A 12,430-nucleotide genomic window follows, 5' to 3' on the forward strand; every position below is an offset into this window, starting at 1 on the left:
CGGGAATCGGGAATCGGGAATCGGGAATCGGGAAAGGCTCGGCTTTTGCCTCCCCCTTGACCAGCCATTCGGCTGCTGAAAACGCAAAAGGGGGATTGAGGGGGATTTGCTTTTGGCGCCAGAAGCAAATCCCCCGTCACCTGCTTCGCAGGTGCCCGCCCCCTTTTTCAAAGGGGGCTACCGGGATTCGGCATGACCGGCTACGCAGCCGTTGAACGCCGGGATTCGGGGGAAAGGCTCGACTTTTGCCTCCCCCTTGACCAGCCATTCGGCTGTTGAAAACGCAAAAGGGGGATTGAGGGGGATGTGCTTTTAGCGCCAAAAGCAAATCCCCCGTCACCTGCTCCGCAGGCGTCCGCCCCTTTTTCGCTTTCAACAGCCGAATGGCTGGTCAAGGGGGCTACCCGCGCCTTGTGGAACAACACGGTTGGAAAACACACCGCATCATGCCGCGGCAAGCTTGTCCAGCGCGCATCGTTTAGGATCCGCGTTCCCTACCGCATCGCCTCCGCATGGACGCTGCCCAGAGCACCAACGCTGCCTTCCTGCTCAAGCATGCCGCGCCGGGCCGGATCGGCCTTTCCGGTGGGCGCGACTGGATCAACAAGCTGATTCGCAAGGCGCAGGCGCCGTTGACGGATGATGGCCATCGCAGCCTGTGGTCGCACGCATTCATCTTCATGGAACAGCGCGTGGACGGGCACTGGTGGGTGCTGGAGTCGGATCTGGATCTGCGCTACCGCCAGATTCGCCTCGGTGTGCAGGAAAACCGGTTGGCCCGCTATTTCGACGAGGAGACGTTTCCCAACCTCGCCGTGCTGGACTTCGGACTGGACGAGACGCAAATCCGCCAAGTGCAGATCGCCGGGCTGGAACTGCTGGCTGGCCTGTCCAGCTATTCACTGGGCGAATTGGTCGGCACGCTGTTCGCCCTGCACAGCACCCGCCTGCGCCAACGCGACAATCTGCTGGCCAAGGAAGGCGCGCTGTACTGTTCGGCGCTGGTCCAGCACTGCTATGCCGCCACCGGACTGGAATTCGTTCCCGGCGTGCCGGGCAAGAACGTGGCCCCGCACGATCTCTACGATTCGCCGCTGCCGCACCAGACCCACTCGCTGATCCGCGATCTGGGCATCTCGCACCTGCGCCGGCTGGCGCACGGCACCCGCGAACTGCTGGCTGCCCCCGTGCAGGATCTGCTGTGACACCGTCGGCCGCCGTTCCGATGGCGCGGCTGTCCAGCTTCTATCTCGCGTACTACGCCGCACTGGGTGCGTTCTCGCCCTACTGGAGCCTGTTCCTGCAATCGCGTGGCATGCAGGTCGGCGCAATCAGCGTGCTGATGAGCCTGTGGTATGCCACCCGCATACTCGCGCCCAGCACCTGGACCACGCTGGCGGCACGTTCGCCGCGCCCCATCCACTGGCTGCACCTGGGATGCTGGCTGACCCTGCTGGCGTTCGCGCTCTTCCTGCTGCCGCTGGGATTCACCGGCCTGTTCGTGGTGATGTGCGCGTTCTGCTTCGCCTACAACGCGGTGATGCCGCAGTTCGAATCCATCACCTTGGGCCATCTCGCCGCGCAGCCGCATCGCTACGGTCAGGTGCGGGTCTGGGGTTCGGTCGGTTTCATCGTGGTGGTCTCCTCCTATGGGCCCCTGCTCGACCGTTTCGGTGCCGGCAGTCTGCCCTGGCTGATGCTGCCGTTGCTGATCGCGCTGCTGGCTTCGGCTTACGCCAACCATTACGAGCATCCCCCGCGGGAAGCGGATTCCCCGGACCAGGCCGGTGTCCGGGAACGCCTGCGACAACCCGCCGTGCGCGCATTCTTCGTCGCCGCCTTCCTCACCCAGATCTCGTTCGGCCCCTACTACACGTTCTTCGCCATCTACCTGGGCGAGCACGGCTATTCCGCCTCCCGCCTGGGCCTGTTCTGGACGGTCGGCGTACTCGCCGAAATCGCGGTGTTCTTCCTGTCGGCGCGGATTTTCCGGCGCTGGGACGCCGGCAAGGTAATGGCGGTGGCGATGTTCAGCGCCGCCCTGCGCTGGTGGGCGACCGCGCTCTGGCCGGACAACGTCTGGTTGCTGGGACTGGCGCAGATCACCCATGCGCTCAACTTCGGTGGTTTCTTCGCCGCCGCGATGCAACTGCTCGCGCGGTTCTTCCCCGGCCGCCTCAATGGCCACGGCCAGGGCGTCTTCTATGGCTTGTCCTCGGGTGTCGGCGGCGTGGCCGGCGCCCTGATCGCCGGCCAGTTGTGGCGTTTCAGCGGCTCGGTGGCGTTCGCCGCCGCGGGTGGCTTCGCCCTGCTTGCCGCGCTCATCGCGTGGCGCTGGCTGGTGCCCCCGCGCCAGTCCGCCCGTCTTCCGGGAGACTAGGCAAGCCCTCGCCGTTCGAGGAATCCGGCAATCGCCGCGACCGCGGCGTCGGCGGACACCTGGAACAGGAAATGCGGCCCCTCGATCCGGCGCAACTCGGCATCCCGCGCCAGTTGAAGCACCTGGTTCCCAGCCCGCCGGCCGATGAGGCGATCCCGCGTCCCTTGCAGATACAGCATCGGCACTTGCAGGCTCGCCAGCGCCTTTCCCGCGTCGCTGCGCAGGGCCGCCAGCGCGCGGCGGCGCAGCACTTCCGTCGGGATGGCCCGCAGTACTGCCTGCAATTCCGCCCTCAGTTCGCCACCCGCGCCGCGACCGGCAAGCATCCGTTCCAGCAACAGACCGGGCGGCAGCGTCGCCGGCAGATGTTCCAGCACACCAGCCAACAGGCGACTGGCCGGCAACGGCGAGGACACGAAGCTCGCGGCCAGCACCACCGCGCGCAGTCCCTGCGGACGTCGGCCCGCAAGTTCGACCGCCAGCGGGCCGGCAAAGGATTCGGCGATCAGGACGAAGTCGCGATCCCGGGGCAACTGCGGTGCGAGCGCATCGGCCAACGGCGAATAACCATCAAACCGGCGGCTGTCATAGGCCAGCGTGCGGACCTCGAAATCCGCTTCCAGGCGTCGGGCCAGATTCCGGTAAAGGCGCCCGGTGCCATCCAGCCCGGGCAGCAGGCACAGCGTCGGCGCCCGCGTGTTCACCGGAGCGGCTTACCAGACCAGATCGTCCGGTACCTGGAACTTCGGATCCGCATAGGGATCGGCTTCGGCCGGCGCATCAGGATCGACCTTCAGCGCGACCGCCGGCGCGAACGCGGCCTCGGCCTGCGCCAGCACCTCCGCGGTCACCAGCAGGTAGCGGCCATTCAACTGGACCACGCCCAGTTCGCCCGCATTGAGCGCCTTGAGTTGGGTTTCGTTGACGTAGATGCGCTTGATCTTGCCGCCATAGGGGAAGTGCCGCGCGATCTCCGCCGCCGGATCGTTCAGCGCCTGGTCCTTCAGCAGGCTTTCCAGCCGCGCCTTGGCCTCGCGGCGCAGGCGCGCCTCTTCCTGTTTCTGGCGTTCGGCCTCGATGCGGTCGTCCTTTTCCTTCTGCGCGCGGATCGCATAGGCCTTGGCGAGATCGATGTCGCCCTCGCGCTTGCCGGTCCTGCCCTGGCCCGCCGCCGGATGCGGCTTGCCGGGTTTGCCGCCCGGCTTCCCCTTGTGGGTCTGTCCCGGCTTGCCGGGATGCCTGCCCTGGGGCTTGTTCGGATGCTGCTGGCCGGCCTGCGGCTTGCGCTCGGGTTTCGGCGCGGGTTTGAAGCCCAGGCCGAGGAGTTGATCGCGGAGGGAATCGCTCATTGCGTGAAATTCGGCGGTGAACACAGCGCGCCCGTGGCGGGCGCGGTGCCAAGCGTATCAATAATGCGGCGGCGGCGGTTCGTCGGCAGGATCGGCGTACAGCTCGCCGCGCAGCTTGCGCAGGTCCGACAGCAGGTTCATCAGCAACTCGGTGTTGCGCCCGCTCTCGGCGCGGGCGTCGGCCAGGGCCTCGCTCAACTCGGCCATGGCCTGCTCCTGGAAGGTCAGGCGCGTCTCCAGTTCGACCAGGCGCTGTTCCAGCCGGTCCTGCGCGAACAGGTCACTCGGCATGGCTGGAACGTCCGCGGCCGATGCCGTAGTACGCGAGGCCGGCCTGTTCGACTTCGGCCGGCTCGTAGAGATTGCGGCCGTCGAAAATCACCGCGTCCTTGAGCAGGCTCTTGAGCCGGGAGAAATCCGGGCTGCGGAACTGCTTCCACTCGGTCACCACCACCAGCGCATCGGCACCGTCCAGCGCGGACGCGGCGGAGTCGCACAGCACCAGATCATCGCGCTCGCCGAAGATGCGGCGCGCTTCATGGCTGGCTTCCGGATCGTAGGCGCGAACCTTGGCGCCGCCCTCCCACAACTGCGCCAGCAGGCGGCGGCTGGAGGCTTCGCGCATGTCGTCGGTGTTGGGCTTGAATGCCAGCCCCCACACCGCGAAGGTGCGACCGCGCACGCCCTCGTCCTCGCCACGGTCGTAGTGGCGCTGGATCAATTCGTACAGGTGTCCCTTCTGGGCGTCGTTGACCTCTTCCACGGCATCGAGCAGGCGCGGCGTATAGCCGTGTTGCTGGGCGGTGCGGGCCAGCGCCTGCACGTCCTTGGGGAAGCAGGAACCGCCATAGCCGGCGCCCGGATAGATGAAGTACCAGCCGATACGCGGATCCGAGCCGATGCCCTGGCGGACGTGCTCGATGTCGGCACCGACGCGCTCGGCGATGTTGGCGATCTCGTTCATGAAACTGATCTTGGTCGCCAGCATCGCGTTGGCCGCGTACTTGGTCAGTTCCGCCGAACGCACGTCCATCACCACGATGCGCTCGTGGTTGCGGTTGAACGGCGCGTACAGGCGCTTGAGCTTCTCGACGGCGCCCGGGTTGTTGGCACCGATGACGATGCGATCCGGGCGCATGCAGTCCTTGACCGCGTCGCCCTCCTTCAGGAATTCCGGATTGGAGACCACGTCGAACGGGATCTCGACACCGCGCTCTCGCAGCTCCGCCTGGATCGCGTCGCGCACGCGATCGGCAGTGCCGACCGGCACCGTCGACTTGTCGACCACCACGGTCGACCGTTGGATGTGCTGGCCGATGGTACGGGCCACCGCCAGCACGTACTGCAGATCCGCGCTGCCATCCTCGTCCGGCGGCGTGCCCACGGCGATGAAGATCACCTCGCCGTGCGCGATCGCTTCTGCCGCTTCGGTGGTGAAACGCAGGCGGCCGGCGGCATGGTTGGCCTTGACCATCGGTTCCAGCCCGGGCTCGTAGATCGGGATGACACCATTGTTCAGGCCTTCGACCTTGGCGGCATCGATATCGACGCAGATGATGTCGTGGCCGACCTCGGCCAGACAGGTACCCGTCACCAGGCCGACGTAACCGGTGCCGAAGATCGCTACTCGCATGCTGGAATTCCGTTGTGGGGGAGAACGGGCTTTATTGCAGGATGCCCATCAACTCAACGTCAAAAGTAAGCGTGGCATCCGGCCCGATCTTGCCGCCGGGCGCGCCTTCCTTGCCATAGGCGAGGTCGCCGGGAATCCAGAAACGGTACTTGGCGCCGACCGGCATCAGCGAAACGCCCTCGGTCCAGCCGGGGATCACCTGGTTCAGGCCAAACTCAGCCGGCTGGCCACGATCGTAGGAACTGTCGAACACCGTGCCGTCGAGCAGCGCGCCGACATAGTTCACGCGCACGCGGCTGCTCGGGGTCGGACGCGCGCCGTTGCCTTCGCGCAGCACCATGTACTGCAGGCCCGACGGCGTGGTGATGACGCCCTTCTTGGCCTTGTTCTCGGCCAGGAACTTGCTGCCTTCGTTGCGGTTGCGCTGCGCACTCTCGCTCTGCCGGCGGATCATGAAGGCTTCCATGGTCGCCTTGGCGTCTTCGGCTGTCAGCAGCGGCTTGGCGCTCTTGTCCAGCGCGGTGCGCATGCCCTGCATCACCACCGCCATGTCGAGATCCTGCTTCAGCGGAGCCAGTGACGGGCCGACCATGTAGCTGCCCAGCATCAGGCCGACCTTGTCCTTGGCCACGGCCGGTGGCGGGCTGCCCGGCGGCATGCCCGGGATCTGTTGGCCCTGGCTGGCGGCCAGATTGATCCGCAGCGCCTGGTCGGTGGCCTGCGCCTCTTCCTGGCTGATCAGCGGCTTGCCACCATCCATCGCGTTCTTCATGGCGCGCTCGAACGCGGCCAGGTCGATGAACTTCGCAATCGGTTCGAACGATTGACCCAGATCCAGGCCGACCGAGTAGCTGACCTTTTCGCGCTCATTCGCCAGCGCGGTTTTTTCCTGTGCAGACACGCTGCCTCCCAGCATCGAAAAAGTGATTGCCACAACCGCGGCAAAACCGCGCACCGACCGCTTCATCCCTCGACTCCTCGCAACTTGCCGCGATGGCGGCACCAATCCCGCATTGTCGCACGCAAGCTGCGGCCGCGTGCAGGGTTCAACGCTGCGCCGCCTTCAGTTCGCGCTCGATGGCGGCCACCAGCGCCGGGTCGTCCGGCTTGATCCTGCTGGGGAAATTCGCCACCACCCGGCCATCGCGCGCGACCAGGTACTTGTGGAAATTCCAGCCCGGCGCGACGCCGGTGGCCTGGGTGAGCGAGCGATACAGTGGCGTGGTTTCCGGGCCGATCACGTGGACCTTCTCGAACATCGGGAACTTGACCCCGTAGGTCAATGTGCAGAACTCTTGGATCTGCTGTTCGCTGCCCGGTTCCTGGCCCTTGAAATCGTTGGACGGAAATCCGAGTACCGCGAATCCGCGCCCGGCGTACTTCCGGTGCAGCGCTTCCAGTCCCTCGTATTGCGGAGTGAAGCCGCATTTGCTGGCCGTATTGACGATCAGCAGGACCTGGCCGGCGTACTTCTCGTTCAGCTTGACCGGCGCCTTGCCGGCCAGCGGCCGGTAGCTGACATCCAGCAATCCGGCGGCCCAGACGCTCCCCGCCGCCACCAGTGCGGCAACGAAAGCCATGTTTTTCAGCCACTTGCGCTTCATTTCGGGTTCCTGCCGGTCGGGGCCGACAAGTATGCCTTCAGTTGGGTTACGAAACGGCACCCGGGCAGTTGACGGCCTGTGTTCTGGTGTTATAGTTACATACAACACCACTCACCCAATGAAGGGGGAGACGCAATGAAACCGAAACTGCTCAATACGCTGTCCGGCCTGGCGGCCAGTGGCGCCCTCCTGACCCTGGGTCTGCTGATGGGCACCACCGAGACCCGCCAGCGGAATGCCATGGAAGGCAGTCCTCTGGCCGGCGTCGATTCCACCATCGAAGCCGCGGCCGCCGCCGAGGAAGCGCAGGTCCACCCGCGCCGCCGCGCCCGCGCCACGCTGTCGATGCCCTATTTCTCATTCGCGCAGTCGCTGCGCCCACGGGGTTGAGCCATGGTCAACATCCAGTGGAGCGACGGTGCTCCCATCTACCGCCAACTGAAGGACCGGGTGATCGCCATGATGCTAGACGGAGTTCTGAAACCGGGTGACGCCCTCCCCTCCGTCCGCCAGGTGGCGGCCGAGTACCAGCTCAATCCGATCACCGTCTCGCGCGCCTACCAGGAACTGGCCGACGAGGCGCTGGTCGAGAAGCGCCGCGGGCTGGGCATGTTCGTCACCGACGAGGCTTCCAGGAAGTTGCTCAAGAGCGAACGCGAGCGCTTCCTGCACGACGAATGGCCGGCCGTGGCCCAGCGCATCGAACGCCTGGGGCTGTCGATCGAGGAACTGCTGCAAGCCAAGGGGAACAAGTGATGAGCGCCGTGATTTCCAATACCGTGGTGACCGCCCAGGGCCTGCGCAAGGCCTACCGGAGCAAGCTGGCGCTGGACAACACCAGCTTCCAGATCGAGGCCGGCAAGATCATCGGCCTGATTGGCCCCAACGGCGCCGGCAAGACCACCGCGCTGAAGGCCATCCTCGGGCTGACCCCGTTCGAGGGGGACCTGAAGGTACTGGGCCTGGATCCGCGCAAGCAGCGTGGCCAGTTGATGAACGACGTGTGCTTCATCGCCGACGTGGCGGTGCTGCCGCGCTGGATGCGGGTCCGGGAAGCCATCGACTTCGTGGCCGGCGTGCATCCCCGCTTCGACCGCGCCAAGTGCGAGCGTTTCCTGGCCAACACCCAACTGCGCCCGGACCTGCGGGTCCGCGAGATGTCCAAGGGCATGATCGTGCAGTTGCACCTGGCCCTGGTGATGGCGATCGACGCCCGCCTGCTGGTGCTGGACGAGCCGACCCTGGGCCTGGACATCCTCTATCGCAAGCAGTTCTACCAGCGCCTGCTGGAAGACTACTTCGACGAGCAGAAAACCATCATCGTCACCACCCACCAGGTCGAGGAAATCGAACACATCCTCACCGACGTGATGTTCATCCGCGATGGCCGGATCGTGCTGACCGCGCAGATGGACGAGGTGGCCGAGCGATACACCGAGCTGCTGGTCTCCTCCGACAAGGTCGAACAGGCGCGCGCCCTGAACCCCATCGACGAACGCGGACTGCCATTCGGCAAGAGCGTCCTGCTGTATGACGGCATCGACCGCGGCCGGCTCGCCGAACTGGGCGAAACCCGCAATCCCGGCCTGGCCGATCTGTTCGTCGCCATCATGAAAGGAACCTACGCATGAACACCGCCACCACTGTGCATGCCACCAAGGGCTCCGCCTTCAAGTGGCTGTTGAAACGGGAGTTCTGGGAAAACCGCGGCGGTTTCCTGTGGGCACCGGTGATCACCGGCGCCATCATCACCGTGCTGTCCTTCATCGCCGCCCTGATCGGGGTCATCAAGTTCTTCCAGGTGAAGAACGACATGGACTTCAACATGAACGTGGACGGCGACATGCTGGAGCACGTCCGCCAGATCGGCCAGGTCGGCGACGGCATCCTGATGGGCGGCATGGGCCTGACCCAGATCGTGCTGGCGTTCGTGGTGTTCTTCTACGCCCTGGGCACCCTGCACGACGATCGCCGTGACCGCAGCATCCTGTTCTGGAAGTCGCTGCCCGTCACCGATACCCAGATGGTGCTGTCGAAGGCGACGTGGGCCCTGTTCCTGGGACCGCTGCTGGCCATCGGCATCGGCGTGCTGGTCGGCGTGGCACTGTGGATCATCGCCGCCAGCGCGATGGGCATCATGGGCGTGCCGGGCGGCTGGGCGATGTTCACCCACTCGCATCCGCTGAGCATCATCGCCAACGTGCTGTCGACCCTGCCGATCTACCTGTTCTGGGCGCTGCCCGCGGTGGGCTGGCTGATGTTCTGCTCGGCCTGGGCGCGCAGCAAGCCGTTCCTGTGGGCGGTGCTGATTCCGGTGCTGGCCTGCGTGATCATCAGCATGCTGGGCATCCTGGGCATCGAGATCCCCTACGGTCCGCTGTGGTACACCGTGGTCTATCGCGGCCTGCTGAGCGTGGTGCCGGGAACCTGGTCGCCGCTGAACCTGAGCGATGACCAATTGGCCGGCCAGCACATCAACGCGCCCGACGACCTGGTGCGGATGATGAACCTGGGCAACAACTGGCAGGTTTTCGGCACCGCCGACCTGTGGATTGGCGCGGTCATCGGTGCCGGCCTGATTGCCGCCGCCATCTATCTGCGCCGCTGGCGCGACAGCGAATGATCCGGCCCGGGCGGCGGCACCCCGCCGCCGCCCACCCCGCCGACCACCCGCATTACGCACGGAGGATTCCCATGCATCGCGTTTTCATGTCGCTGCCCGTCCTGGCCCTCGCCCTCGCCATCGCGGCTCCGGCAACGGCCGCCGAAGACAATTGCAAGCACACCGAACCTCGCCAACTGGACCTGGACATAGGCAACGCCAAGGCCGTGGTGTTCGACGTGGCCTCGCATGACCTGAAACTGGTGGCACGCTCCGGCAACCATCATGGGCTGCGGGGTCGTGCCTGCGCTTCCGACGCCAAACTGCTGCCGCAGTTGTCCGTCACCCAGCGCCGCGAGGGCGACAAGCTGGTGGTGCTCCTGCGGCGCGAAGGCCGGCGCCAGGGCATCTTTTTCAGCAAGAACTACGCCTACCTGGAACTCGACGGCAGCGTGCCCGACAACATGCCGGTCCAGCTCAAGGTCGGGTCGGGCGACGCGGAGATACGCGGGGCCGCCATCGTCAGCGCCGACGTCGGCTCCGGCGACGCGGTGATCCGCGAAACCCGCGGGCTGGTCGCCTTTGATGTCGGATCCGGCGATGTCGAAGTCGATGGCGCCGGTTCGTTGAAGGGCATCAGCATCGGCTCCGGCGATGCACAGGCGCGCCATGTCCGCGGGCCGGTCAGCATCGGCACCATCGGTTCGGGCGATTTCGACCTCGAGGATGGCCAGGGCAGCGTCGAGATCGAATCCATCGGTTCCGGCGACGCCGAGCTGTCCCGCATCGGCGGTGACGTTGTGGTTGGCAGCGTCGGTTCCGGCAACGTCGGCGTACGCGAAGTACGCGGCGGCCTGACCGTGCGCTCCGTCGGCAGCGGCTCGGTCGATCATTCCGGCGTCGCCGGCACTGTTTCCATTCCCCGTCGCGATTGAGGAATCCCGCCATGCGTACCCCGTCCCTTTCCACCAGCCTGGGCGTCGGCCTGGTCCTGGCCCTCTCGCTGGCCGCCTGCAAGCCCCAGACCAGCATCGACAATGGCAACGGCAAGATCGCGCGCTTCGGCGACGGCGAACTCACCATCAACGCCGATGGCTATCCCAAGGCCAAAATCGGCGCCAACGGCGACCTGGTCATCGACGGCAAGGCGGTGGCGCTGACCCCGGACCAGCGCAAGCTGGTCTCGGCCTACTACGGCGAACTGGAAGGCATCACCCAGGCCGGCATCGCGGTCGGCAAGCAGGGCGCCAAGATGGCCGGCAAGGCGGTCAGCGCGGCGATCAGCGGTGTGATCAGCGGCAACACCGACGACATCGACGCGCGGATGGATGCCGAGGCCAAGAAAATTGAGGCCGAGGCGAACAAGATCTGCACCCGCCTGACCGGACTGCGCACCGCCCAGGATGCACTGGCGGCGCAGGTGCCGGCATTCCGTCCCTACGCCAACCTGGATCAGCAAGACATCGACGACTGCGGCAAGGACTGATCCCCCCCAGGACCAGTCATTTTCCCGCCGCGGCAAGGGGTTTGCCGCGGCGGTTCCACGACAAGACGCGAGGCCGAACCATGAAAGGGATGTGGTCGATGTTGTTGTGCCTGTGTGCCGTCGCTGCCCCCGTTGCGGGCGTGGCCGCGGAAACCGCCCCCGACCCGGTGGAAACCCTGATGCGGGAGGCGCGCGTGACCGGTCTCGCGCTTGCCGTGGTCCATGACGGCAAGGTGACCGAGCTGAAGGCCTACGGTCTGCGCGACGTCGAACGGAACCTGCCGCTGACGCCCGATACCACGATGTACGCGGCCTCGCTCACCAAGGGAGCGTTCGCCTATGCGGTGATGGGCCTGGTGCAGGACGGCAGGCTGGACTTGGATCGCCCGATCGCCGAATACCTGCCCCGTCCGCTGCCCGAATACGAGAAGTACGCGGATCTGGCCGGCGACGAACGCTGGCGCCTGCTGACCGCGCGGATGCTGCTGGCGCATACGGCCGGCTTCCCCAATTTCCGCTTCTTCACCCCGCAGGGCTACGACGAACACGCGAAGCTGGCCTTCGCGTTCGACCCTGGCAGCCGCTTTGCCTACTCCGGGGAGGGCATCAACCTGCTGCAGTTCGTGATCGAACATGGCCTGGGCGTCGATGTCGGCACGCTGATGCAGGAACGGGTATTCGATCGCTTCGGCATGCACGCAAGCGGCATGACCTGGCGCGGCGCGTTCGCCGCCGAATTGGCGCAGGGCTACGACGAGGCCGGAGAATCCCTCGGCCACAAGCAGCGCGGCGCGGTGCGGGCCGCCGGTTCGATGGATACCACCTTGCGCGATTTCGCGGCGTTCCTGGCCGGCCTGTCGCGCAACGCGGGGCTGGACGCCGGGACGCGCGGCGAATTGTTCGGCGCACAGGTGCGCATCGACTCGATCCAGCAGTTCCCCACCCTGTCCACCGAGACCACCACCGACAACGCGGCGATCGAACTGGCCTACGGGCTTGGCTGGAGCGTGTACCGGACGCCGGAGGGCCGTGCCTTCTTCAAGGGCGGCCACGACGACGGCACCCGCAACATCGCGGTGTGCGTGCGCGACGGGCGTGACTGCCTGTTGCTGATGAGCAACAGCTCCAATGCCGACAGCATTTTCCCCTATCTCATCGAGTACAAGCTGGGACCGGTCTGCTTTCCCTGGTACTGGCAAGGCTACCTGCCCTACGACCATCCGGAACTGCGTGCGCCGGATGCCAATGCGCAACCGCACCCTCCCTGCACCGGCTGGCCGCTGCCCGCCAAGGTCGCGCCGGCTGATCTTCCGTCCGCGCCTGGTCACACCCGCACTTCCCGCGCGTCCTGATCCCCGGACGCATCCCGCGCCGCC

15 protein-coding genes are annotated in these 12,430 nt (G+C 66.0%); 9 read left to right on the forward strand and 6 right to left on the reverse strand.

The features are described from left to right. Window positions 1-512 precede the first annotated feature (512 nt). Window positions 513-1,205, forward strand: a complete 693-nt coding sequence (locus FG323_RS03575) for a hypothetical protein (RefSeq protein WP_141453066.1) — start codon at window positions 513-515, stop codon at window positions 1,203-1,205. A 20-nt stretch (window positions 1,206-1,225) separates the two neighbouring features. Further along, window positions 1,226-2,380, forward strand: a complete 1,155-nt coding sequence (locus FG323_RS03580; protein WP_141453265.1) for an MFS transporter — start codon at window positions 1,226-1,228, stop codon at window positions 2,378-2,380. Here FG323_RS03580 and FG323_RS03585 read toward each other — a convergent pair. The 6 genes from FG323_RS03585 to FG323_RS03610 form a co-directional block, all read right to left on the reverse strand. Continuing rightward, window positions 2,377-3,084, reverse strand: coding sequence for an alpha/beta fold hydrolase (locus FG323_RS03585; RefSeq protein WP_141453067.1), 708 nt, complete (start codon window positions 3,082-3,084; stop codon window positions 2,377-2,379). The two genes, FG323_RS03580 and FG323_RS03585, sit on opposite strands and share 4 nt — an antisense overlap. Before the next feature lie 9 nt (window positions 3,085-3,093). Beyond that, window positions 3,094-3,729 (reverse strand): DUF2058 family protein, encoded by a 636-nt coding sequence (locus tag FG323_RS03590; protein WP_141453068.1) that lies wholly within the window; start codon window positions 3,727-3,729, stop codon window positions 3,094-3,096. A gap of 57 nt (window positions 3,730-3,786) precedes the next feature. After that, window positions 3,787-4,020: a SlyX family protein gene (locus tag FG323_RS03595; RefSeq protein ID WP_141453069.1), complete on the reverse strand. Its 234-nt coding sequence runs from the start codon at window positions 4,018-4,020 to the stop codon at window positions 3,787-3,789. After that, window positions 4,010-5,362, reverse strand: coding sequence for a UDP-glucose/GDP-mannose dehydrogenase family protein (locus FG323_RS03600; RefSeq protein ID WP_141453070.1), 1,353 nt, complete (start codon window positions 5,360-5,362; stop codon window positions 4,010-4,012). Before FG323_RS03600 ends, FG323_RS03595 begins: the two co-directional genes overlap by 11 nt. Window positions 5,363-5,393: 31 nt before the next feature. Then, window positions 5,394-6,329: an FKBP-type peptidyl-prolyl cis-trans isomerase gene (locus FG323_RS03605; RefSeq protein WP_141453071.1), complete on the reverse strand. Its 936-nt coding sequence runs from the start codon at window positions 6,327-6,329 to the stop codon at window positions 5,394-5,396. A 79-nt stretch (window positions 6,330-6,408) separates the two neighbouring features. Beyond that, complete coding sequence (locus FG323_RS03610) at window positions 6,409-6,942, reverse strand: glutathione peroxidase (protein WP_141453266.1); 534 nt, start codon at window positions 6,940-6,942, stop codon at window positions 6,409-6,411. Window positions 6,943-7,101: 159 nt separating this feature from the next. Between FG323_RS03610 and FG323_RS03615 the strand changes: the two genes are divergently transcribed. The 7 genes from FG323_RS03615 (at window position 7,102) to FG323_RS03645 (ending at window position 12,406) form a co-directional block, all read left to right on the forward strand. Next, window positions 7,102-7,356, forward strand: a complete 255-nt coding sequence (locus FG323_RS03615) for a hypothetical protein (protein WP_141453072.1) — start codon at window positions 7,102-7,104, stop codon at window positions 7,354-7,356. A 3-nt stretch (window positions 7,357-7,359) separates the two neighbouring features. Next, on the forward strand, window positions 7,360-7,722 hold the full coding sequence (locus FG323_RS03620) for a GntR family transcriptional regulator (protein ID WP_141453073.1): 363 nt from the start codon (window positions 7,360-7,362) through the stop codon (window positions 7,720-7,722). Continuing rightward, window positions 7,722-8,597, forward strand: coding sequence for an ABC transporter ATP-binding protein (locus FG323_RS03625; protein ID WP_141453074.1), 876 nt, complete (start codon window positions 7,722-7,724; stop codon window positions 8,595-8,597). The genes FG323_RS03620 and FG323_RS03625 overlap by 1 nt, the downstream gene beginning before the upstream one ends. Next, window positions 8,594-9,589 (forward strand): ABC transporter permease, encoded by a 996-nt coding sequence (locus FG323_RS03630; RefSeq protein ID WP_141453075.1) that lies wholly within the window; start codon window positions 8,594-8,596, stop codon window positions 9,587-9,589. The genes FG323_RS03625 and FG323_RS03630 overlap by 4 nt, the downstream gene beginning before the upstream one ends. Before the next feature lie 71 nt (window positions 9,590-9,660). Next, complete coding sequence (locus tag FG323_RS03635) at window positions 9,661-10,503, forward strand: hypothetical protein (RefSeq protein ID WP_255470008.1); 843 nt, start codon at window positions 9,661-9,663, stop codon at window positions 10,501-10,503. An 11-nt stretch (window positions 10,504-10,514) separates the two neighbouring features. Next, window positions 10,515-11,054: a DUF2884 family protein gene (locus FG323_RS03640; protein ID WP_141453076.1), complete on the forward strand. Its 540-nt coding sequence runs from the start codon at window positions 10,515-10,517 to the stop codon at window positions 11,052-11,054. A gap of 98 nt (window positions 11,055-11,152) precedes the next feature. Further along, a complete protein-coding gene (locus FG323_RS03645; protein ID WP_181444077.1) occupies window positions 11,153-12,406 on the forward strand; it encodes a serine hydrolase domain-containing protein in 1,254 nt (417 codons plus the stop codon). The last annotated feature ends 24 nt before the right edge of the window (window positions 12,407-12,430 follow it).

This window comes from Pseudoxanthomonas sp. z9, from assembly GCF_006542425.1.
GTDB lineage: Bacteria > Pseudomonadota > Gammaproteobacteria > Xanthomonadales > Xanthomonadaceae > Pseudoxanthomonas_A.